Origin of the sequence: Heliomarina baculiformis (assembly GCF_019966545.1) — a bacterium.
Classification (GTDB): Bacteria; Pseudomonadota; Alphaproteobacteria; order Rhodobacterales; family Rhodobacteraceae; genus Heliomarina; species Heliomarina baculiformis.
On the sequence record NZ_JAIMIC010000009.1, the window covers coordinates 1 to 21,438 of the forward strand.

A 21,438-nucleotide genomic window follows, 5' to 3' on the forward strand; every position below is an offset into this window, starting at 1 on the left:
CAGAACGGCCGCAGCCCGCTCGCCGCCATCCCGGCGGCAAAGGTCACCCCGTGCTGCTCGGCAATACCGACGTCAAACACCCGGGCCGGAAACCGCTCGGCCATGATATTGACGCCGGTGCCTGACGGCATCGCGGCGGTCACGGCCACCACGCGCGGATCGCGCGCGGCCAGATCGCACAAGCTCCGGCCAAAGACGCTGGTATAGCTTGGCGCGCTCGCCTTCGGTTTCTTCTGCGCCCCGGTGCCGATATCGAAAGACGCGACGCCATGATACTTGTCGGCACTGCTCTCGGCGGGCGCATAGCCCTTGCCCTTGACCGTGCAGCAATGGATCAGCACCGGCCCTGTCGTCCGGGTCCGCGCAGCGCGCAGCACCGGCAAAAGCTGTGCCATGTCATGCCCGTCGATCGGTCCGATATATTCGAACCCCAGCTCTTCGAACAGCGCCCCGGTGCCGGGCATACCGGTGACAAGCTGACGGGCACGCCGCGCCCCGTCACGCAATGGCGCGGGCAGCGCGGCCTCGAAACCTTCGGCCAGCGATTTGATCCGGGCCAGCGGTTCCTGCGCGTAAAGCCCCGAGAGATACTTCGACATGGCCCCGACCGGCGGCGCGATGCTCATCTCGTTGTCATTCAGGATCACGAATAGCCGACGGCCCTCGGCCCCGGCATTGTTCAGCGCCTCATAGGCCATGCCGGCGCTGATCGCTCCGTCACCAATCACCGCAATCGCGTCGCCTGTCGGCTGACCCATGTCACGGCCCACGGTGAACCCAAGTGCTGCACTGATCGAAGTCGACGAATGTGCTGCCCCAAACGGGTCGTAGACACTTTCGTCGCGCTTGGTGAACCCGCTCAGCCCGTCTTTCTTGCGCAGCGTCTGCATACGGTCGCGGCGCCCCGTCAGCACCTTGTGTGGATAACACTGATGCCCGACATCCCAGATCAACTTGTCCATCGGGGTGTTGAACACCGCGTGGATCGCGACGGTCAGTTCGACCACCCCAAGCGAGGAACCAAGATGCCCGCCGGTTTCGGACACCGATGCGATGACTTCGGCGCGTAGCTCGTCGGCAAGGCGACCAAGTTCCGCATCGCTCAGGCGGTTCAGGTCCGCCGGTCCGGCGATGCCATCAAGAAGAGAAAATTGAGGTCGGGACATGGGTAAATGCCTCCTGCGCGCTTCGTCGGTGATGCATGGGCGCCGTAGCCGAACGGGAATGATCGGTACGGCGCCCGCCCCTGTCGCCAACAGGGCGTTACGGAAACCGGGGAGGAATCCGCGCCCGGACCCGAGAAGCAATGAGCCCGTGCCTGGCTTGAAGAGGGGCGGCGCGAAACCGTCCGCCGGTCTTCTATTCGTAGACCGGTTCCCCGCTTGTCGCGAGTTCCGGGTAGTTCTCGATCACGTTCAGTCCCTGCATCGGTTGTTGATAACCCTTGTGGCAGGTGTTGCAGGCCGCTTTGGGCGCATCGCCATGCAGCGGGCCAAGCCGTTCCGGCGGGTAGACGTCCTGAAGCGGCGTGAGATATTCGATGTTCAATTCCTGAACCAACGCAATCCCGAGCGTAGCGGTCGCCCATTGCGGCGTGATCTGCGCCGTGTCGTAGAACGCGCGCGAATTGTGGCAGAAGGTACAGTTCACACCCAGCGAGTTCGCAAAGTAGTTCATAAGTGAAAACGTCCGCTCTGCATTCTGGATGCCGGGGTAATTGTCCTGGCCCGGAATGCCCGCGACGCGGCTTTCCAGATCGTGCACCTTGATGTTGCCATACTCGGCCAGATAGGTCTCGAGCGCATCCGAGGGCAGCGAGGTATACTGGCTGACCGGCGTCACGTAATTCTGGTTGGCCGACCATCCCGCCATATTCGTCACGGTCGGTGTCGACTGGAACCAGATACCGCTGGGCACATTCTGCCCCCGGTGGCAGGTGTAACAGGTGACGCCGACAATCTTGTTGGCATTCACATGCCCATCCCAGTTTTCGTTGATGTTCTGCGTCATCTGTAGCATCCGGCGGGACACGATCTTGGTGTAAAGATTGTCCTCCGCATAGGTCTCAAGGTCGCCATCGCCGTGGCAATAGGCGCAACCCTGATCGGGTGAGACCCACATGGTGATTGCCAGCATCAGGCGGTTGAAATTGTCCTCGGTCAGCGCGCCCAGCACCTGCACGTTCTGATAGACATCGCCCGCCAGCGCCTCGCCGCCCTCGGGCGGGTAGGGGCTGTCTGAATAATAGTCGTCGATGGTCGGATCGGGCGTGGCCAGATCGGCGACGAATTCGGGCACCGACATGCCGGTGCCGCGCGGACCGGTCTGCAGGCTCTTGGTGGCAAAGGGCTGACCCCAGGCCACCAGCATGGTCGCGACGAAAACGCCGCCGCCGACCACGCCGACCAGAATAGCCGGCCGGTAGACGTCGACTGGATGGCGCTTGTTCCATTCGGTGAACCAACTGAACATGTCAATTTCCCTCCCCGATAAAGCCCTCGTAGGTGCCATAGGCTTCGTAGCCGTAGGAGCCGTCATACATCGGTGCGAAATTGTGCTCCTGTGCCCAGATGAACCAGTTGTCGACAACTGTCCCGGTCAGCAGGATGCCGATTCCGCCGGTGATCGGCGTCAGGACGGCGAACCACCACGCCCAGCGGTGAATGCCCTCCATCGTTGCGTTGAACCCCATGGTCCAGCGCCAGAACAGCGCGGCCCGCTCCGACGCCGTGCCCCGGTCGAATATCTGTTCCAGCTCGCGGTCGCCGCCAAAACGCGTCACCGCAAGGATCGTCGCGCCGTGCATCGCGAAAAGCAGAACCGAGCCATAAAGGAAGACGATGGAAAGACAGTGGAACGGGTTGTAGTAAAGGTTGCCGTAGCGGATCGAAAATGCTGCCGTCCAGTCGAGATGCGGGAAGATCCCGTAGGGCACCGCTTCGGACCATGACCCCATCAGGATCGGCCGGAACAGCCCTAGCACAAGGAACAGCCAGATCGCGCTGGCAAAGGCCCATGCCACGTGTTTGCCCATCTTCTGCTCCTGCGCCAGCAGGTAAGATCGCAGCCACCATGTGCAGACAGCGACCAGCAGGAAGAAGCTTGAGATGATGTACCAGCCACCGTCGTTCAGCGGCGGGATCTTCAGCCCGTATTCTGGGCTCGGCGGTTCAAGCGCCAGCCAGAACAGCTGACGCAGCATTTCCGAGATCGACCAGTCAACCTGGCTCAGCATGTTGAGACCTACGATAAAGAACCACAGCCCGCCTGCCCCGAGTGAAATCATTCCGGTCCAGCCAAGGTAGATCGGCCCCAGCTGCGCATTCCCGAACCAGCCGAAAAGCTTCGAAAAGCCGGGCCTGCCGATGCGTTCTTCCATCATGCGGCCGTTGTCGTTCATGCCCCATTCCGGTTGGCCCTGAACCTGAACCTGCGTGAATATGTTCTGATAATCAGCCATGATTACATCCCCACCTGAGACGGCCAGATCGGCAGTTCGAGCCACCAGTTCCACCACTCGGGCCAGCCCTTGGTCCAGACCGGGCCGCTGATGATGATACAGACGGCCGAGAAGAAGACCGCGTTGATCGCCAGCAGAAAGCCAAGCCGGTGAATTCCCAGCGTGCCGATCGAATAGCCGATGAAATCGCGGAAAAAGGTATCTTCATGATCCGGCGTCTTCGCAGTCTCACCCTTTTCCGGGTTCGCGGCCGACAGGATCAGCCCGCCATGCAGCGACAGCGCAAGGCAGGTGGTAAAGAACAGGGTCACCGCCAGCATATGGGCGGGATTGTAATGGAAATGCAGATAGGCGTAGCCGGTGTTCGATACCCAGTCGAGATGCGCGAAAATACCGTAGGGAAATCCATGTCCCCATGCGCCCATTAGCAGCGGGCGGAAAATCACCAGCGTCACGTAGGCAAGGATCGCGAAAGCGAAGGCAAAGGGCACGTGATACCCAATGCCAAGCTTGCGGCAGATTTCCACCTCGCGCAGGGCCCAGCTTATAAAGGCGCCGGTCGCGCAGAAGGTGATGATCTGCCAGAGCCCTCCCTCCATCAGCGGCGCCATGCCAAGCCCGTAGGACAGGTCAGGCGGCGCGATGTTGATCAGCCATGGATTGAAAGTGCCCTGATGCGCGGCCCCCCAGAATATCAGGATCGTGCCGAGCAGGGCGAAGAACGCCGTGGTGACACCGAAAAAGCCCACGAAAAACGGACCCACCCAGAAATCGAACAGATCTCCGCCGATCAGTGTGCCGCCGCGGACGCGGTATTTTCTCTCGAAACTCAGCAGTGCCATTTTGATCGCCTCCGCACTGGGCGGCCGGTCCGGTCAGACGCCAGCCGTCATGGGTGTCCCTATGCGGCTGCGGCCGGGCGCACCGCCCGCAGCCTTGTTGTTTCTCCGCACGAACGAGAAGTCGTGCGGCGTGCGATCACATGCCTTGTTCTGCTGCGGCGGTTTCAAACCAGTTGAGACCGTTGCTCAGCACCACAAGGTGGATCATCACTGCGAGCAGAAAGAGGAAGACGCCCTGTGCAACAAACACGCGGCGCGGATCGAAAATCAGCCAAATCTTGTAGAATTTTGCCATGTGTCAATCCTCCTCAGAACCATGGAGCCCAAATGTATGTCGCGATATGCGCGACCACTGCGATCGCCACGAACAGCCAGAGGCCGCTCATGTAGACCGAATGCAGCTCCTGGGCCTGCTCGTCGGTAAGACCTGTAAAGGACAGGTCGGTTCTATCAGCCATGAACGATCCTCCGGAAAGTTACGCTGACACCGCAAACCCTGCGGCGGGGTCCCATTGGGGCAGAGATCTGCCCCGCCGGATCTGGCCGCCCTTCCGGGCGTACAGCTCGTGGCCCGGCCGTCAGGCCGAGAAAATGACTGGCGTGATGCGGTCCGCTTCAAGCCAGGCGCGCGCCAGGGGGCCGCGCAGATTCAGGGTGCGCTGTCGCTTGATGCAAAGCATCCATTCGACGGTCGAAAAGGGCAGCGCGAGCAGAAAGATAAGGGTGAAATACACCCTGTATTCAAAGCGCTCCGCCCGCTGCGCCCGGAAATGCGGGTCGCGGGAAACATTGCTGTTCATCGTCATCCGAGGTCTCCTCCTCTTCTCGGTCGTCCGGGTCCGGCGCCCTCCGGCGCCAGCGCCCTGATCGTTTCGATCACGACACGTTCTTCGCCGCGGTTCAGCGCGGCGGTTTCCGCTGCGTCGCGCAGGGATTTCGCAGCTGAAATACGGGTCAGTACCGGGTGGCTGGCCACGATCCGCTCCAGCTCGGTCTGCGCATCCGAATCCCACGGGAAATCGCGTCGCAGGGGCGTCGGCGTGGCTTCGCTCGCATCCATCGCGCTCGCCAGCGGCAGGATATGGAACAGCGCATCGAAAAGCCCGTTGCACAGTTCCTGCACCAGATAGGTGGCCCCGGCATATCCCATGAAAGGCGTCCCCGTCGCCCGGCGGATCACCGCGCCGGGAAAGCTGGCGGGGATAAACGCCGGGCTCGGCCCGTGCCCGCTTTTCAACTCGGAAAGGTACATCTTCTCGTTGACGCTCCCGAACAGGATTAGCGGCCGTTTCGCGGCGATCATCGCCCTTATCCGCTCACTGTCGGTCTTGCGTCCGGCCATTCGCGCCTCGGCAAAGGCACAGGGCAATCCCAGGTCGTCCTCGAGAAAGAGCCGGATGCCCCGCGCATACGTTTCGTTGGCCACGATCCCGAAGGAGGCGGTGGCAAAGAAATCCTGTGTGACCGAACGCCAGAGATCCCACACCGGCTTGATGGTCGAATGTTTCTCGCGAGTGATGAAGGGCTCCGGGTCCAGCCCCAGCAATGCGCCAAGGCGGCGCAGAAAACGCGTGGTCGACTCGACCCCGATGGGCGCCTGCAGATAGGGCTTGCCCAGCACTTCGGCCAGCCCGCGCCCGAATTCGCGATAGAGGCAGATGTTCACCTCGGCGTTCACAAGGTTGCGCATCTCGGCCAGATGAGCGCCAAGCGGCATCACCATGTTGACCTCGGCCCCGATCCCTTCCACCAGCCGCCGGATCTCGTGCAGATCCGAGGGCATATTGAACGTGCCGTACATCGGCCCGAGTATGTTCACACGTGGAGGCGCATCCTCGGCCCGCTTCTTCTCCGGCGGCATCCGCCCCTTGGTCATGCCGAACTCGGTAAAGATCCAGGTCATCGCCCGGTCCGCCGCCTGCCACTGGTCCTCGTCGATGGTGCGCGGCAGAAAACGCTGGATATTCGTGCCCTGCGGTGTCACCCCGCCGCCGATCATCTCGGCAATCGAACCCGTCACCACCACCGCCGGAAGCGCCGGATCCAGCGTCTCCCAGGCCCGCTTCATGGACTCCTCGGTCCCCGATCCCATTTCGCCTTCCCCAAGACCGGTCACCACGATCGGCAATTCATGGGGCGGCAAGGCATCCGTGTAATGCAGCACGCTTGTTACCGGCAGGTTTTCGCAGCCCACTGGCCCGTCGATCACGACCTGCAACCCTTTCACCGCGCAAAACGCGTAGATTGCGCCCCAATAGCCGCCCGCCCGGTCATGGTCCTGGATCAGCATGGGACCGCCTCCCCTGGCTTCTTTGGGTCGGAAATATCCCGGGGGAGTCCGCAGGACGGGGGCAGAGCCCCCTGGCACCTCTGTCCATAAAATGCTGCGCTGCGGCGGTGTACAGGTAGTGTACGGATCGTGCACGGATAACACCCCCTGTTTCCAGCTCTCCCGATCCCTGTCGCTTCACCCCGCCGCATCAGATCATCTCCTGTGCCTTGGCGGCGCGCGCCAGCTTGTCGAGCTTCTTCTGATGCTGCGCCCGGAAATCGGGGCGCAGGTTCGGCGCGCCTTCCCAGATTCCGGCGGTATCCTCTTCGCCGACCCCTTCGAAAAACGCGCGCATCCGGTCCATCCGGCCCTTGTTGGCAATCGCCGCGTTGATGACTTCGGCCAGCGATCCAGCACCGGCGGGTCCCATAAGCGGCCGCGAGGAAATCAGGTTGGTGAAGTAAAGCGCCGGAATACCGAGCTGTTTCGCTTTCTGCACGACCGGCGTCGTACCAATCGCCAGATCCGGCTTGATCGCTTCCATCGCGGCGCAATCCTGCTCCAGCGAGGCGCGGAAAGTCACCTTGACACCCCGGTCGGCCAGCCATGCCGCATCGACGGCGTTCCATGGTGTCTTGGGGCAGGCGGTTCCGACATAGGGAACATCCGCCCCGCTTTCGATCAGCAGGCGCGCGACCAGCAATTCACTGCCCTCGTACCCCGAGAGCGTGATGACTCCGTCGACCCTCGCCTGCGCCAGCGCCGACTTGATCGCGGGGAGAAAGGCGTTCTGGGCAGCGGCGACCTTATCCGCAGCGATAGCAAAGGTTTCCCCGATATTCGCCAGCCAGTCTGCGGTGCCGTCCAGACCCACCGGCGCACTGCCAACGACAGGCCGACCGGCCCGCTCGAACGCCCGGACCGCCGATGTATAAAACGGATGCACCGCCGCCACCGCGCCGCAATCCAGCGCGGCATAAAGCTCGCGCCACTCGCGACAGGGCACCACCGGTCCGGCGGCCAATCCCATTGGGGCCAGCATCGCACCGATCATGATCGGATCGGCCGGAAACATCTCGCCCAAGAGGGCAACACTTGGACGATCATCTCGTCCGGCTAACGGCGCGGCGACCGGGCCGGCTGCGATTTCGCGGGCCGCATAATCCAGCATGGCACCGGCCAGCACGTCCTTGGCCTCGGCATGGGTTGGAATGCCAAATCCCGGCACGTCGATGCCGACAATGCGTACCCCGTTGATTTCCTTCGGCAAAAGCCGAAGCGGCACGCCGCTTGCGGTCGGCACGCAAAGGTTCGTCACGACGATGGCATCATATCGGTCCGGATCGGCCAGCTCGTGAACACTTTCGCGGATGTCTTCGAACAGCTTGCCGGTGACCAGCGTTTCCGAATTGAACGGTACATAGCCAACCGAGCGCCGCGCGCCGTAGAAGTGCGAAACAAAAGTCAGCCCATAAACGCAGCAGGCCGATCCGCTCAGAACCGTCGCCACCCGCTTCATGCGCAGCCCGACACGCAGGCTGCCGAATGCCGGGCACATGGATTGCGGTTTGTCATGCGGGCCCTTGGGATAATCCGCTGCATATTGATCCAGCAACGCGGAGTGCCCGGCCTGACGCGCGGCATCCTCAAGCGCGCCACCCCCGTGACAGCCGCCGGTCTCACTCAGGGCCTCGGGCTGGCTTTCGCCGTCATATGTCCGGTCATTGCTCATTCAGGCCTCGTCATAAATCACTTCGAGGGACGGCTTCGCAGCCGCATATTTGCCGCGCATGTCGGTGTCCGTCGCCGGTTCCAGCACGATGTCACCGCCGGTGTCCTTGCTGTCGAACAGCGCCAGCAGCCCGTCCTGATCGAGCGGTGCAGGCCGGATCGGCGGCGCCTCGGAGACATTCATACCGAGTTCGGCGAATAGGGCGCCCCACGGGCTGTGCCCGGTGCCGACGATCTGATAATTCGCTGATTTCTTGCGCAAATCGTCATCCTGCGGGATCGAGGCGAGCACAGGGATATTGACCGCCGTCGCGAAAGCCTGTGCCTCTCCCGATCCGTCATCCTTGTTGATGACCAGCCCGGCAACGCCGACATTGCCACCCAGCTTGCGGAAGTATTCGACTGCCGAGCAGACGTTGTTCGCCACGTAGAGGCTTTGTAAATCGTTCGACCCTACAAGGATCACCTTCTGCGCCATGTCCCGTGCAATGGGCAGGCCAAATCCGCCGCAGACGACATCACCCAGAAAGTCGAGGAGGACAAAGTCGAAATCCCAGTCGTGAAAGCCGAGCTTTTCAAGCAGCTCAAACCCGTGGATGATCCCGCGCCCACCGCAACCTCGGCCGACTTCCGGACCGCCAAGCTCCATGGCAAAAACGCCGCCGCGTTTGAAACAGACATCGCCGATCTTCACCTCTTCGCCCGCCAGCTTTTTGCGGGTCGATGTTTCGATGATCGTCGGGCATGCTTTTCCTCCGAAGAGGAGCGAGGTGGTATCCGATTTCGGATCGCAACCGATCAGCAGGACCCGTTTGCCCTGCTCGGCCATCATGTGGCTGAGGTTCGCTAGTGTGAATGACTTGCCGATGCCGCCCTTGCCATAAATCGCGATGATCTGCGTTTTGCTTTTCGGCGCTTCCGAGGCAATGACATCGGCCAGATCCTCATGCGCTTCGTCACGCAGACGCTTGTCGAAATCCTTGAGGTTCGGCACGTCGTCTTTCATGATACGTCCTTCCAGTTGAGGATCATTTTAAGGCACGATGGGTCTTCGAAGGCTTGTCGGTAGGCCGCCCCCGCATCTGTCGCCGGGCTTTCATGGGTGATTAGGCCAGACATCGACAGCGCCCCGGATTCGATCAGCGCGCGTGTGACGGTCATGTCGTCGCGGGTCCACTCTGCAGCGATGCGAAACCGGGCCTCCTTCATGAAGGCGGGCGGAAAGGCAAAGCTGAGGGGCGCGGCGTAGAACCCCGCGAGAACGATTTCGCCGCCTCGCTGTATGCGCCCCACGAGGTCGTTCAAAATCGCCCCGTTGCCGGAGGCGTCATAAACGGCATGGTAATCGCGCCGGGAGTCCGCCTCGGGCGCAATGACTTGATAGCCTTCGGCACCTGACCGACGGGTCGGGTCGATTTCCCAGACAGTGGGGGCGGGTGCACCGGCGGCAATAGTCAGCCGTGCCAGCAGGCGTCCCAGAACCCCGTGGCCGACGATTAGGTCAGGCACTGAATTTTTTAACCCGGCTATCGCATGACGCGCGGTCGCAGCCAGCGCAAGAAGCGCGCTTTGGGGCCCAAGTGCTGCGTCGACGCGCGTGATCCGTTCGGCAGGGGTAACAATACGCCGGGCCGATCCGCCGAACAGTCCAAAGGCGCCTTCGTAGCAATTGGCGCCCGGAACGAATACGTGATCGCCGGGCCGGAAACCGGTTTCGGGGCGTGCCTCGGCCACCTCGCCTGCGGCCTCGTACCCGGGCACAAGCGGAAATCCCATGCCGGGAAAGGGAGGCATGTCACCGGTCCAGAAGAGTTTCTCGGTCCCCGTCGAAATACCGCTGTGAGAGATTTCAACGACCACGTCGCCGTCGCTCGGCTCACGCAGGCCAATCGTTTCGACGCCGAGATGTCGCGGGCTTTGAAGGACGATGGCGGCGGTCTGCAACGGATGGTTCCCTTCGGGTGGGCGGTCCCGTCAAAAGGGACTCGGTATATTGACAGTGATTATGTCAGCCTACCATTACATATATAACTGTCAACTAAAACTGACATAATGTTGTAATAGCGGCTGAACCTATTTGAACCCGGTCACGACCGAAGTGACGTAGCTTCGGTGCGTCGCCGGATTGCGCAGGCCGCGGAAACCGACTGCCCGGCAAAGCGTCATGATCTCATCGGCCGACCGGGTCCGGCCGGTGCCCATTGCTTTGGTATAGAACGCAAAATAGACGTCTGTCGCCTGGTCCGGTCGGGTACCGCCAGACATCGGTTCGGCGATGATGAGACGCCCGTTTGGGGGCAAAGCCTCGTGTACCTTTCGCAACAGCGCGCGGACCGTATCGTCTTGATGATCGAACAGAACCCGGATCAGGGAAATGGCGTCCGCTCCGGTCGGGAGCGGATCATTGCGGAAATCCCCTGAGTGAAATTGCACCCTGCCCGGATGGGCATCAAGACGAGTCCGGGCAGTATCGATGACGGTGGGCAAATCGAATAGATCGGTGGTCAGGCCCGGATACTGGCGCAGGGCGAGGGATAGAAACACACCGCTGCCGCCGGCCACATCCAGCAAGTGCTTGATGCCCTTGAGGGAGATTGTTGACAGGATCTCCTGTGCCACTAGGGACTGGCTGTCGGCCATGAGACGCGAAAATTCTTGCGATGCCTCCGGGTTGATCGCGGCACCCTCGCCAAAGACATAGGGCCAGAAAGCGGCAACCTCTGGTATGGTCTCGCCGCGCAGAAAGGCAACCGGGTCCTCCAGATCGCGGTAGAGCAGGCGGTTATGCCGGATCATCTCTTCAAGCCCCGGGACACCCAGCAGGGCGGCCCCCTTTCGAGCAAGGGCGTAGCGACCGTCTTTTTGACGTTTCACCAGCCTCAGCGCCGCGGTGGCCTGTAAAAGAACAACCATCGAGGGTTCTTTCAGATCGCACAGTCTGGCGAGGTCGGACGGTATGGCGGGCGCGTCATACAGGCGATGAAGGAGGCGCAGCTCGACCACTGCCAGCAGCGTCTGACTGTGGGTAAAGCCTTGTACCAGATTGAAAAGATCGGCACCTTCGCGACGCGAAATCGACCGGGTGAAGGGGTTTTGCGCGGCCCATGCCTGAAATGCGGGGTTCGCGATCAGCCTGTGGAGCCAGTTCGTGCCTCTACGCGGTTTTGAGCGGCCAGACCTGTCGGGCACGTCCATCGCATCAGGCTCGGTGGCGCGCCGGCATCGCGGGTGTCACCTTTTCCGAATAGGCGCGCACCATATGCGCGAGCATGGCTTCGCCCGGGCAGGACGGGATAGACGCGATTGCCCCGGCAAGGATATCCCGGAGCCGGTCATACGCGCCCTGCACCCCGAGTGTGGCTACGGCATTCGGCCGTCCATGAAGGTCGTCCTGACCCTGCGGCTTGCCCAGCGTTGTTTCATCGCAAAGCGCGTCGCGCAGATCGTCGGCAACCTGAAATGCCTCTCCGATCCGGTCGCCCAGCTCGTACCAGGGTTCGGCTTCCTGCCCTGCGGCGATAGCCCCCATCTGGGTTGCGGCGATGAACAGGGCGCCGGTTTTGGACCGGTGGTAGGCGGCGAGATCGATGACCTCTTCGCTTTCCCAGCCCTGTCCTGCGCAGATACCGTGGGGCATGCCGCTGCACCGGGTCAGCGTCAGTAAAAGCTCGGCGCCGCGACTTGGGTGATCGACTGTGGCCCGGGCAAGAATCTGAAAGGCGAGGATGATGAGACTGTCACCGGTCAGAACCGCAAGAGGTTCGGAAAAGGCGCAGTGAACCGACGGCTTGCCGCGCCGGAAAGCGGCATCGTCGAAACAGGGAAGGTCGTCGTGAACGAGACTTGCACAGTGGATCAGCTCAAGTGCCGCAGCAGCATGATCCGTAAGCTCCGGTTGATCATCGCCGCAGGCCTTCGCGACCGAGACCAGAATGGTCGGGCGTATCCGTGCCCCGCCCGGATGGGTGGCATAGTGAAGGCAGGTTGAAAGTTTTCCGGGTGCTGCGGGACCTCTGCTTAGGCTGATGGCCCGGGACACGGCGGCGTTGATGCGGTCATCCAAGGGCATGTAGCCTCGCTTCCGTAATCAAATATTGACACTAAGGTGTAAATAATACTGGACACATGTACGTAACGAGTCAACTCTTCTTTAATGGAGCTGTCGCATTCTCAGTTTGCAGGAAGTCGGGCTGTCGTCATTGGCGCGGGTATCGGCGGATTGGCTGCCGCGCTGCGTTTGGTCTCGGCCGGGGCCGATGTTACGCTGTGCGAGCGGCAAAGCGCGCCCGGTGGTAAGATGCGGGTGGTCGATACGCCGGTCGGACCCGTGGATGCCGGACCGACCGTCCTCACGCTGCGCGGGGTGTTCGACGATCTGTTCCAAGCTGCAAATACGCGGCTGAACACTCATGTCACTTTGATCCGGGAGGAAATGATCGCGCGGCATTTCTGGCCCGATGGTTCAAGCCTTGATCTGTTTTCAGATCAGGCGCGCAGCTACGAGGCCGTACGTTCCTTTGCAGGCCAGCAAGACGCCGAGGCGTTCAGACAGTTCTGCGCTGATGCGCGCCGTCTGTTTGCTGCTTTCGACGGACCCGTCATGCGATCTCAGCGCCCATCGTTGCCGGGCATATTAAAGCGCACTGTTTCGGATATCGGTCTGGTGCCGATCATCTCGCCTTTCTCGACGTTGCATCAAAGCTTGGCGCGGCGATTTTCCGACCCGCGCCTCGTCCAGCTCTTCGGACGCTATGCGACCTATGTCGGCGGTGATCCTTATCGCTCGCCTGCAATCATGTCCTTGATCTGGCAGGCCGAAGCGTCGGGTGTCTGGGCGGTTGCAGGGGGTATGTACAGGCTGGCCCTTGCAATCACAAAGCTTTGCCAGACCAAGGGCGTCAGGTTCCGCTTCAACACGCAGGTGGACCGGATTGAGGCCGGGCCCTTGGGTGTTCGAGCCGTTGTTCTCGAATCCGGGGCGCGCATTGCGACCGATACGGTGGTTTTCAACGGCGACCCCCGGGCCCTCGCTTTGGGTCATCTTGGTGAGAACGTGGGTAGGATAGCCAGGACCATAGTTGACGCGCCGCGCAGCCTGTCGGCCCGCGTCTGGAGCTTTGCCGCGCAGTGTTCTGGGCCGGAGCTGGCGCTGCATAACGTGTTTTTCACAGAGCAGCCAAAGGCGGAATTCGACGCGCTTCGGGATGGTCAAACGCCGGAATCGCCGACGCTTTACGTCTGTGCGCAGGATCGGGCGGGTTCGGACACAAAGCTCGACGGCCAGCCGGAACGGTTCGAGATCATCGCCAACGCCCCGCCGCTGACAGTTTCCGAACCGCCAGAACCGGAGTTTGATAAATGTCGCAGGATCACTTTCAAAACGCTGGAACGGTTCGGGATGCGCTTTGCTCCGGAACCGGGAGAAGGGGCGCTGACGACGCCAGCGGGGTTCGAGAGACTGTTTCCGGGCAGTGCGGGGTCTCTCTACGGTCAAAGCCCGCATGGCATGATGTCGACGTTTCGCCGTCCGCAGGCGCGGACTTCGGTGCGGGGTCTGTATCTGGTGGGGGGCGGCGTTCATCCGGGAGCGGGGGTACCGATGGCGGCGCTCTCCGCCCGGCACGCGGTCGAGGCGATCATGCAGGACCACGCTTTGACCTGATCGTCCCGGGCAACGGATATGCATGGTGGTATGTGGATGGCATCAGCCATGATAAAAGCCGCGCTATTTCGGTAATCGGGTTTATCGGCTCGGTTTTTTCGCCGTGGTATGCCTGGTCGGGGCGCCGCGATCCCGCCAATCACTGCTGTATCAACGTTGCGACCTATGGCCCCGGCGGACGTTTTGCGATGACTGACCGGGGACGGCACGCCTTGCGTCAATCCTCGGACACACTTCGCATCGGTCCGTCTTCGATGCGATGGCACAACGGTGTGTTAAGCATCGAGCTGGATGAAAAAGGCGCATTGCCAAGGCTTGGCCGGATCAAGGGGCGCGTCACAGTAACGCCCTTGACCGTGACCGGAGTCGAGATGCCACTGACGCCGGATGGTGCCCATATCTGGCGGCCTTTCGGGCCATCAGCAAAAATCGATGTCTGTCTGGATGCCGAGGGCTGGCAGTGGCAGGGAGACGGCTATTTCGATGCGAATTTCGGCACGCGGGCGTTGGAACAGGATTTCGACAGCTGGAGTTGGGCGCGGTTTCCGACCAGGGGTGGTGCCGCCTGTTTTTACCAGGCTGAGCGGGTCGATGGCACTTCACTGCGGGCAGGGGTCCATTTCGATGGTCAGGGCATCGCGCAAGTCATAGAAGTGCCCAAAGCGAGGCTTGGCCGTTCGCTTTGGGGGCTGGAGCGGTCGACCTGGTGCGACACGGGCAGCGATCCAGAGGCTGTCATGGGCCTGCTGGATGCGCCATTTTACGACCGGTCCATGGTGCGCACGCGCATCGACGGCAATCTGGTAACCGGTGTGCATGAAACGCTTGATTTGCGGCGTTTCCGCTCTCGGGTGATCAAGGCAATGCTTGCCGTGCGGGTGCCGAGGCGGGCGGGGTGGAAGGTTAGCTAGGCGTCTGGGGGCTGCGCGCTTCTTCCGGGTTGCGCTGCCAGACTGCAAGATTCAGGGCACCGGCGGTCGTGACCCATATGAGGTAGGGCACGAACAAGAACCCGGCGATGGTGTCGATCTGGAATAGGGCGATCATCGTGGCAGCCACTGCAATCCACAAACAGGAAAGCACCAGCATGCCTTCACGGATGCGGTGCAAACCAAAAAACACCGGCGTCCAGAGGCAGTTCAGGGCAATCTGCAAGGCCCAGAATGCCATGGCAAGACTATTGTCCGGCAACAAGGCTGCGCGCGCGCCCGCGACCGCCATGAAAATGTAGAGCGTTGTCCAGACGACCGGGAACGCCCAGTCGGGCGGCGTCCAGGATGGTTTGTCGAGGCTCTTGTACCATGCGCCAGGTTTGAACGCAGCACCGGTTGCGCCCGCGCCCATGCAGGCTGCCAGAAAGACAATGAACAAAATCCAGAACATGAGGGTTATTTAAACCGGGCGGCGGATTCGACAAATGCGTTTTTGCGAGAGTTGTCGGCATGTGCTAGCTGGGTAAAGGCGGTGCAGAGCGTATCGCTCCACGAATCTGTCTTAACCGACGCTTCCGCTGCTGCATCGACCAGAAAGGCAGTCTCTGGCAGTGGCTTGGCGTAAAGGATGGAGGATTGTGGCGTGGCAACGCTTGCAAGGCTCCGTGCCGCGGAAAGACCGAGCCAGCCGATCTTTTGCGCGATGCCGGTGCGTGCACGACGGGTGATCGTGTCATATCCATTGGCGCGGATGCGGCCACCAATACCGGCGTAGATGTATCGCGCCGAAAAGATGCCGGCCCGGCAATCGAAGGGCAGGGTGCTGATGCCCGCTTCGGATCGGGCATAAAGTGTATCCGCGTGATCCAGCAGGCGGCGAACGAGAGGCGTTGTCCGGTCGTTTGGATGCGGGTCGAACAGAAAGGTTTCGGGATCAATGTCGAGCTCGTGTAACCAGTCGAGCGGCAGATAAAGGCGGTTTTCACGCGCATCCTCGCCGACGTCCCGCGCGATATTCGTCAACTGCATCGCGACTCCAAGATCGCAGGCGCGGGCCAGAGCATCGCGGTCCCGAACCTGCATCAAAACGCACATCATGGCCCCGACCGATGCCGCGACCCGGGCGGCATAGCCGCTTAGTTCGGATAGGGTCGTGTACCGTCGTCCCATCGCATCCCAGGACAGACCTTCGAGCAAGGCCTCGGGCAAGGCGCGCGGCATTGCGTAATCTTCGACAATGGCGGCAAAGGCCCGGTCAGCCGCGAGATTGCGGGGCCGACCCTCATAGACAAACTCGAGCCGTTCGCGCAGGGACTGGACAGCCGCCGATTTTTCCAGTTGCAGATCGACCTGATCGTCGGCCAAACGACAAAAGGCGTAAAGCGCCAAAACCGGGTCGCGCACTCTCGCGGGCAAAAGGCTCGAAGCGGCATGGAAAGACCGGGATCCGTGGCGGATTGCCTCGCGGCAGTGGTCGATATCGCTGGGGTTTATCATTTAACACCTGCCATGGATGCATCGGGTACAAGCTTCGAGAGTACTTCGGCGCTTGAAATGACGCCGGGGAGTCCGGCGCCGGGATGGGTGCCGGCACCGACAAGGTAGAGGCCCATTGCCTCTTCGCTGACGTTGTGAGGGCGGAACCATGCGCTTTGCAGGATACGCGGTTCGATTGAAAAACCGGCGCCGTAGGGGCTCAGGTATCTGTCGCGAAAGGTTTCAGGGGTAAAGACTTTTGAGGCGCTCAGGTATTTGCCAAGACCGGGTAGCAATTGTTCCTCGAGCACGTTTTGGACGCGGTCGCGATATGCCTCGGCTATGCTTGACCAGTCGACAGGGTCTTGATGTCCCAGATGGGGCACCGGGCTGAGTGCGTAGAATGTATCGCCCCCGTCAGGGGCGACGCCGGGATCGGTGACGCTTGGCCGGTGTACATAGAGGCTCATATCATCGGCAAGTTTGCCGCGCACAAAGATGTCGCGTACCAGCGACTGAAAGCGTGGGCCGTTCAGGATCGTATGGTGACCGACGTCTGGCCAGAGGTCCCGCGTGCCACGCGTGCCAAAATACCAGACGAATAGACCCATGCTCCAGCGGGACTTGGCGATCCGGGTATTTGTCCAGCGCGACCTTTTGTGATGTCGCAGCAAGTGGCGATAGGTGTGACCCGGGTCTGCGTTGGAGACGACGATATCGGCATTTACCAGCCTGCCGTTCTTTAGACGGACACCGATGGTCTTGTGGTTCTGCGTGATGATTTCATCCACCTCCGCATCCATATGCACCCGCCCCCCTTGTTCCTCGATCACCCTGACCATCGCCTTGGCAATCGCCTCAACTCCGCCAATCGCATAATGGACGCCAAAAGTCTTTTCGAGATGGCTGACCAGCGTATAGATTGATGTCACATTGAACGGGTCCCCGCCGATGAACAGCGGATGAAAGCTGAACGCCATCCGCAGTCTTGGGTCGCGGAAACATCTTGCGACGTGGGCATAAACAGACCGGTCCGCGCGAAGGTGGACGAAGACGGGCAGGGCACGCAGCAGATCGCTGAGCTTGTGCATAGACTGACGACCGAGCAGTTCGAATCCATAGGTGTATCGAGCGGCGCTTTCGCGCAGGAAGCGGTCATAGCCCGCCACGTCATTCGGCGAGAGGCGGGCGATTTGTCGGCGCATCGCTTGGGTGTCCTGACTGACCGGGAAACGGCTGCCGTCGGGCCATCTGATTTCGTAGAATGTGTCGAGCGGCCGCAACTCGACATCCGCGTTGAAATCGCGTCCGCAGGTTTTCCATAACTCTTCGAACAGGTGCGGAGCAGTCACGATTGTCGGGCCAAGGTCAAACCGATGCCCGTTCTCGACCAATGCCGAACCACGCCCGCCCGGGCCATCAAGCCGGTCGAAAACGCTCACCCGGTAGCCTTTCGCTTTGAGCCGCATGGCCGAGGCAAGTCCGCCCAGACCTGCGCCTATGACCACCGCATGGGGCCGGTCAGCAAAATTTGCCAAGTCGTGGAGAGAGGGTTCGAACCGCGTCATGATAGAATCACACTATGAGCGTCTAATCTTATTTACAATCCTTACGAAATTTCTTTCCAAATCGCCAGCGTTGTGTCAGAAATAATTGACACTTGGGAGGAAGGACCATTCAAGTCGTGACACTCAGCTTCTTTAGGTTTGACTGCCGCTCGGCAAAAGTCTGGGCGCTGTGGATGATGGGCGCTGCGCGAAGTCCCCTGTCTCGAATCGCCGGGCTACAATTCTGGAAGCTTTGCGGCTCGGGAACGGATGAAGGGTTTACGCCCGTGCCCAATACGTCGGTCTATGCCATTCTATGCGTCTGGCATGATCGCCCTGCGGCCCAACAAGGGCTGGCCCAGCCGGTCTTTTGCCGGTTTCATCGGCGCGCTGCGGATCATTGGACCGTGTTTCTTTCGCCCGTGTCGGTGCGGGGGCAATGGTCTGGCACAAAACCTTTTTGTGCAAGCGTTCCGAAACAGCTTGAAGGTCCGATTGCGGTTTTGACGCGGGCAACCATAAGGCCATCGATTGCGCTCAGGTTCTGGCGGCGTGTGCCCGGTATCAGCGCGGTTATAGGTGAAAATCGCGACGTCCTGTTCAAGATCGGTATCGGCGAGGTGCCGCTATTGCACCAAGTCACCTTTTCGATCTGGCCGGACCTTTCCAGCATGGCAGCGTTTGCAAGGGCGGACGGTCCGCATGCAAGGGCGATCAAGGCGGTCCGGGAAAACAACTGGTTCCGCGAAGAGCTTTACGCGCGTTTTTCCGTCATCGACGAATGCGGTGCCTGGGGTGGGGGCAGCCCCCTGAGCAGAAAGGCGGCCGCATGATAAGACGCGCGTTTCCCTTTTCTGCGATTGTCGGGCAGGAGCAGATGAAACTGGCGATGATCCTGACGGCAATCGACCCGAGCTTAGGCGGAGTTTTGGTTTTTGGTGACCGAGGCACTGGCAAATCGACCGCCGTGCGCGCCCTCGCCGCCCTGCTCCCAAGGATCACGGTCGTGCGTGGGTGCCCCGTGAATGCGGCGTCCCCGGCGGATTGCCCTCCGTGGGCCAAGGTATGCTGCACCGAGACCGAAGAGCGCCAGACACCGGTCGTTGACCTGCCGCTTGGCGTAACCGAGGACCGCGTGACGGGTGCGCTTGATATCGAACGCGCGCTGACGCAGGGAGAAAAAGCATTTCAACCGGGGCTGCTGGCACAGGCGAACCGGGGCTATCTGTATATCGACGAAGTCAATTTGCTAGAGGATCACATCGTCGATCTGCTGCTTGACGTGGCCCAATCTGGCGAAAACGTGGTCGAGCGGGATGGTCTTTCGATCCGGCACCCGGCGCGCTTTGTCTTGATCGGGTCCGGCAACCCCGAAGAAGGCGAATTGCGGCCCCAGCTTCTGGACCGGTTCGGGCTTTTGGTCGAAGTTGGTTCGCCTGACAGTATCGATGAGCGGGTCGAAGTGGTTGAACGGCGGGAAGCATTCGAAACAGACCCCGAGAAGTTTGCAAAAAAATGGGAAAAGCGGGAGCGGGTGGTCCGCGACCGCATCATTGCCGCGAGAGAGCAATTGGGAGCCATTCGAAAGCCGAAGGCAGTGCTGCGGGACTGCGCTGCGCTTTGCATGCAACTGGGCGCTGATGGATTGCGTGGTGAGTTGACCCTGCTGAGGGCAGGGCGTGCGCTGGCCGCTTATCAGAGTGACAAGACGCTGAACCGGGACCATCTGCGCGCGGTTGCCGGTCTTGCCCTGAGCCACCGGTTGCGCCGCGATCCTATGGACGAGGCGGGGTCGACGGCGCGTGTCTCGCGTGCAGTGGAAGAGGTCTTGCATTGAATGGCGTGGCAGCGACTGACAGCATGGAACACGCCCCGTGGGACCGTGCCTGTCTTGCGCTTCACCTGTTATGCATCGATCCCATCGGGCTTGGCGGGATCACTGTGCGTGCAAGGGCAGGACCCGCGCGGGAGGCGTTCACGTCTCTCTTGGATCGACTTGCCATGCGCCGCATCAGTTTACACCCGAAGACTGGCGATGATCTTCTGTTCGGCGGTATCGACGTGGCGCGGACGCTGGCTGCGGGTAAACTCGCGCATAATCCGGGTCTCTTATCGCAAGGCGGAGTGGTCATAGTTCCCATGGCGGAGCGCTGCAGCGCCGATTTCGCCGCGCGGCTTGCCCTTAGCCAAGACAGTGGAATGCATTGCCTGATCCTGCTCGACGAAGGGGCCGAGCCGGAGGAAGCTGTACCGACTGTCCTGAGCGAAAGACTGGCTTTTCATATCGATCTTGGTGGTATCGCCTTTTCGGAAGCGGCTTGGCCCGGTGAACCCGATCTGCGAGAGGCACGTGATCGCTACAGGGGCGTCGTTTCCGCGCCCGGCGATAAACGGCGGCTGGTCGAACTCGCAGCCTGTTTTGGTATCCACAGCTTGCGTGCTCCTATGCTCGCCTTGCGGGTCGCTCGGGCGCATGCTGCGCTGTCAGGGCGATCCAGCGTGGAAGAGACCGACATGAGGATCGCGGCCGAACTGGTCTATCCGCACCGCGCGACGATTGCTCCGCAACGAGATGATCAGGAGCAGACCGCGCCTCCTGAGGACTCGGAAGCACAGGCGGAAAACGGCAATATGGATTCCGCTGAGATCCCTGATGACCTGATCGTAGCGGCAGTCAAAGCCATGCTGCCCGAGCATCTGCTAGATTCGTCTCAGGGCAAGGTACGAGGGGTAGGGCCGTCGGGGACAGGCGCGGGTCTGCGCAAGACTGGCAACCGTCGGGGGCGTCCACTGCCGGCCCGGCCGGGTCGTATCGACGGACGCAACCGTATCGATCTTTTGGCAACTCTAAAGGCCGCCGCCCCGTGGCAGGTGTTGCGTGGCACGGGCATAGCACGGCATCGCAAGGTTGTTTTTTACCCGTCCGACCTTCGCCAGAAGCGCTTCGAAGAGCATAGCGATCGGGTTCTGATCTTTGTCGTGGATGCTTCTGGCTCGACCGCCGTGACCCGGCTTGCCGAAGCGAAGGGGGCGGTGGAACTGCTTTTGGCGCAATCCTATGCCCGGCGCGATCAGGTGGCCTTGATCGGCTTTCGCGGCACTTCGGCCGAACTTTTGCTGTCGCCCACACGCTCGCTCGTTCAGGCAAAACGCTGTCTTGCAGCGATGCCCGGTGGTGGCGGCACGCCGCTTGCGAACGGGTTGCATGCCTCTGCGGAGCTCGCCATGCAAGAGCGGCGGAAAGGTCTGACCTCGATGGTCGTACTGTTGACGGACGGTCGGACGAACGTTGCGCTGAACGGGGCGGCAGATCGGGCCGCAGCCTATGACGATGCGATGAAGACCGCGGCTTGGTTGCGGGGTCAGATCGCGAACGGTGTCGTTCTGGATGCGGCGAACCGGCCCGGCGCACAGTTGCAATCAATCGCGCAGGCCATGGGGGCAAAATACATCCCCTTGCCGCGCGCCGATGCGCAACAGATGAGTGCTGCCATTCGCGCAACAGGTCTTGGTTAG

The 21,438-nt window shown here is 61.2% G+C and carries 21 protein-coding genes; 5 read left to right on the plus strand and 16 right to left on the minus strand.

What is annotated here, in order from left to right; all coding sequences use genetic code 11:
- The 13 genes from dxs to MF268_RS19700 all read right to left on the minus strand — a co-directional run.
- Positions 1 to 1,166 (minus strand): 1-deoxy-D-xylulose-5-phosphate synthase (dxs, locus tag MF268_RS19640; RefSeq protein WP_238372565.1); only part of this gene is annotated, 1,166 nt, incomplete at its 3' end.
- A gap of 193 nt (positions 1,167 to 1,359) precedes the next feature.
- Positions 1,360 to 2,472: a photosynthetic reaction center cytochrome PufC gene (gene pufC / locus MF268_RS19645; protein WP_238372566.1), complete on the minus strand. Its 1,113-nt coding sequence runs from the start codon at positions 2,470 to 2,472 to the stop codon at positions 1,360 to 1,362.
- A 1-nt stretch (position 2,473) separates the two neighbouring features.
- Positions 2,474 to 3,460, minus strand: coding sequence for a photosynthetic reaction center subunit M (pufM, locus tag MF268_RS19650; RefSeq protein WP_238372567.1), 987 nt, complete (start codon positions 3,458 to 3,460; stop codon positions 2,474 to 2,476).
- A 2-nt stretch (positions 3,461 to 3,462) separates the two neighbouring features.
- Positions 3,463 to 4,302 (minus strand): photosynthetic reaction center subunit L, encoded by an 840-nt coding sequence (gene pufL / locus MF268_RS19655; protein WP_238372568.1) that lies wholly within the window; start codon positions 4,300 to 4,302, stop codon positions 3,463 to 3,465.
- A gap of 136 nt (positions 4,303 to 4,438) precedes the next feature.
- A complete protein-coding gene (gene pufA, locus MF268_RS19660; protein WP_238372569.1) occupies positions 4,439 to 4,597 on the minus strand; it encodes a light-harvesting antenna LH1, alpha subunit in 159 nt (52 codons plus the stop codon).
- Positions 4,598 to 4,610: 13 nt separating this feature from the next.
- On the minus strand, positions 4,611 to 4,760 hold the full coding sequence (gene pufB, locus MF268_RS19665) for a light-harvesting antenna LH1, beta subunit (protein ID WP_088634358.1): 150 nt from the start codon (positions 4,758 to 4,760) through the stop codon (positions 4,611 to 4,613).
- Positions 4,761 to 4,880: 120 nt separating this feature from the next.
- Positions 4,881 to 5,108, minus strand: a complete 228-nt coding sequence (gene pufQ / locus MF268_RS19670) for a cytochrome PufQ (RefSeq protein ID WP_238372570.1) — start codon at positions 5,106 to 5,108, stop codon at positions 4,881 to 4,883.
- Complete coding sequence (gene bchZ, locus MF268_RS19675) at positions 5,105 to 6,592, minus strand: chlorophyllide a reductase subunit Z (protein WP_238372571.1); 1,488 nt, start codon at positions 6,590 to 6,592, stop codon at positions 5,105 to 5,107. Before bchZ ends, pufQ begins: the two co-directional genes overlap by 4 nt.
- Before the next feature lie 190 nt (positions 6,593 to 6,782).
- On the minus strand, positions 6,783 to 8,306 hold the full coding sequence (gene bchY, locus MF268_RS19680) for a chlorophyllide a reductase subunit Y (protein ID WP_238372572.1): 1,524 nt from the start codon (positions 8,304 to 8,306) through the stop codon (positions 6,783 to 6,785).
- Positions 8,307 to 9,311: a chlorophyllide a reductase iron protein subunit X gene (locus tag MF268_RS19685; RefSeq protein WP_238372573.1), complete on the minus strand. Its 1,005-nt coding sequence runs from the start codon at positions 9,309 to 9,311 to the stop codon at positions 8,307 to 8,309. It abuts the gene before it with no gap.
- Positions 9,308 to 10,249 carry a chlorophyll synthesis pathway protein BchC gene (bchC, locus tag MF268_RS19690; protein ID WP_238372574.1) on the minus strand — a complete coding sequence of 314 codons (942 nt, stop codon included), beginning with the start codon at positions 10,247 to 10,249 and terminating at the stop codon, positions 9,308 to 9,310. Before bchC ends, MF268_RS19685 begins: the two co-directional genes overlap by 4 nt.
- Before the next feature lie 129 nt (positions 10,250 to 10,378).
- The gene (locus MF268_RS19695) at positions 10,379 to 11,500 is read right to left on the minus strand and encodes a methyltransferase (RefSeq protein WP_238372575.1); all 1,122 of its coding nucleotides are present in this window, start codon (positions 11,498 to 11,500) and stop codon (positions 10,379 to 10,381) included.
- 4 nt (positions 11,501 to 11,504) lie between these two features.
- Positions 11,505 to 12,374: a polyprenyl synthetase family protein gene (locus tag MF268_RS19700; RefSeq protein ID WP_238372576.1), complete on the minus strand. Its 870-nt coding sequence runs from the start codon at positions 12,372 to 12,374 to the stop codon at positions 11,505 to 11,507.
- Positions 12,375 to 12,458: 84 nt separating this feature from the next.
- Here MF268_RS19700 and crtD point away from each other — a divergent pair, with 84 nt between their 5' ends.
- Positions 12,459 to 13,967, plus strand: a complete 1,509-nt coding sequence (gene crtD, locus MF268_RS19705) for a 1-hydroxycarotenoid 3,4-desaturase CrtD (protein WP_273545104.1) — start codon at positions 12,459 to 12,461, stop codon at positions 13,965 to 13,967.
- A gap of 41 nt (positions 13,968 to 14,008) precedes the next feature.
- Positions 14,009 to 14,878, plus strand: a complete 870-nt coding sequence (crtC, locus tag MF268_RS19710) for a carotenoid 1,2-hydratase (protein WP_238372662.1) — start codon at positions 14,009 to 14,011, stop codon at positions 14,876 to 14,878.
- On the opposite strand, the gene tspO is transcribed toward crtC, so the two are convergent.
- The 3 genes from tspO to MF268_RS19725 are packed head-to-tail and all read right to left on the minus strand — an operon-like array spanning position 14,871 to position 17,943.
- Complete coding sequence (gene tspO, locus MF268_RS19715; RefSeq protein ID WP_238372578.1) at positions 14,871 to 15,350, minus strand: tryptophan-rich sensory protein TspO; 480 nt, start codon at positions 15,348 to 15,350, stop codon at positions 14,871 to 14,873. The two genes, crtC and tspO, sit on opposite strands and share 8 nt — an antisense overlap.
- A 5-nt stretch (positions 15,351 to 15,355) precedes the next feature.
- Positions 15,356 to 16,396: a 15-cis-phytoene synthase gene (crtB, locus tag MF268_RS19720; RefSeq protein ID WP_238372579.1), complete on the minus strand. Its 1,041-nt coding sequence runs from the start codon at positions 16,394 to 16,396 to the stop codon at positions 15,356 to 15,358.
- Positions 16,393 to 17,943, minus strand: coding sequence for a phytoene desaturase (locus MF268_RS19725; protein ID WP_238372580.1), 1,551 nt, complete (start codon positions 17,941 to 17,943; stop codon positions 16,393 to 16,395). The genes crtB and MF268_RS19725 overlap by 4 nt, the downstream gene beginning before the upstream one ends.
- A gap of 116 nt (positions 17,944 to 18,059) precedes the next feature.
- Between MF268_RS19725 and crtA the strand changes: the two genes are divergently transcribed.
- From crtA to MF268_RS19740, 3 genes are read left to right on the plus strand one after another with little or no spacing between them, the layout of a single operon-like run.
- Positions 18,060 to 18,755: a spheroidene monooxygenase gene (gene crtA / locus MF268_RS19730; RefSeq protein WP_238372581.1), complete on the plus strand. Its 696-nt coding sequence runs from the start codon at positions 18,060 to 18,062 to the stop codon at positions 18,753 to 18,755.
- Positions 18,755 to 19,759, plus strand: coding sequence for a magnesium chelatase ATPase subunit I (gene bchI, locus MF268_RS19735; RefSeq protein WP_238372663.1), 1,005 nt, complete (start codon positions 18,755 to 18,757; stop codon positions 19,757 to 19,759). Before crtA ends, bchI begins: the two co-directional genes overlap by 1 nt.
- Positions 19,760 to 19,782: 23 nt before the next feature.
- Positions 19,783 to 21,438: a magnesium chelatase subunit D gene (locus tag MF268_RS19740; protein ID WP_238372582.1), complete on the plus strand. Its 1,656-nt coding sequence runs from the start codon at positions 19,783 to 19,785 to the stop codon at positions 21,436 to 21,438.

What these genes read in the sequence shown, in the direction of transcription:
- pufC (WP_238372566.1), bottom strand. Translation starts at nt 2,472, where the DNA reads ATGTTCAGTTGGTTCACCGAATGGAACAAGCGCCATCCAGTCGACGTC.
- pufM (WP_238372567.1), bottom strand. Translation starts at nt 3,460, where the DNA reads ATGGCTGATTATCAGAACATATTCACGCAGGTTCAGGTTCAGGGCCAA.
- pufL (WP_238372568.1), bottom strand. Translation starts at nt 4,302, where the DNA reads ATGGCACTGCTGAGTTTCGAGAGAAAATACCGCGTCCGCGGCGGCACA.
- pufA (WP_238372569.1), bottom strand. Translation starts at nt 4,597, where the DNA reads ATGGCAAAATTCTACAAGATTTGGCTGATTTTCGATCCGCGCCGCGTG.
- pufB (WP_088634358.1), bottom strand. Translation starts at nt 4,760, where the DNA reads ATGGCTGATAGAACCGACCTGTCCTTTACAGGTCTTACCGACGAGCAG.
- pufQ (WP_238372570.1), bottom strand. Translation starts at nt 5,108, where the DNA reads ATGACGATGAACAGCAATGTTTCCCGCGACCCGCATTTCCGGGCGCAG.
- bchZ (WP_238372571.1), bottom strand. Translation starts at nt 6,592, where the DNA reads ATGCTGATCCAGGACCATGACCGGGCGGGCGGCTATTGGGGCGCAATC.
- bchY (WP_238372572.1), bottom strand. Translation starts at nt 8,306, where the DNA reads ATGAGCAATGACCGGACATATGACGGCGAAAGCCAGCCCGAGGCCCTG.
- MF268_RS19685 (WP_238372573.1), bottom strand. Translation starts at nt 9,311, where the DNA reads ATGAAAGACGACGTGCCGAACCTCAAGGATTTCGACAAGCGTCTGCGT.
- MF268_RS19695 (WP_238372575.1), bottom strand. Translation starts at nt 11,500, where the DNA reads ATGGACGTGCCCGACAGGTCTGGCCGCTCAAAACCGCGTAGAGGCACG.
- MF268_RS19700 (WP_238372576.1), bottom strand. Translation starts at nt 12,374, where the DNA reads ATGCCCTTGGATGACCGCATCAACGCCGCCGTGTCCCGGGCCATCAGC.
- crtD (WP_273545104.1), top strand. Translation starts at nt 12,459, where the DNA reads ATGGAGCTGTCGCATTCTCAGTTTGCAGGAAGTCGGGCTGTCGTCATT.
- tspO (WP_238372578.1), bottom strand. Translation starts at nt 15,350, where the DNA reads ATGTTCTGGATTTTGTTCATTGTCTTTCTGGCAGCCTGCATGGGCGCG.
- crtB (WP_238372579.1), bottom strand. Translation starts at nt 16,396, where the DNA reads ATGATAAACCCCAGCGATATCGACCACTGCCGCGAGGCAATCCGCCAC.
- MF268_RS19725 (WP_238372580.1), bottom strand. Translation starts at nt 17,943, where the DNA reads ATGACGCGGTTCGAACCCTCTCTCCACGACTTGGCAAATTTTGCTGAC.
- MF268_RS19740 (WP_238372582.1), top strand. Translation starts at nt 19,783, where the DNA reads ATGGAACACGCCCCGTGGGACCGTGCCTGTCTTGCGCTTCACCTGTTA.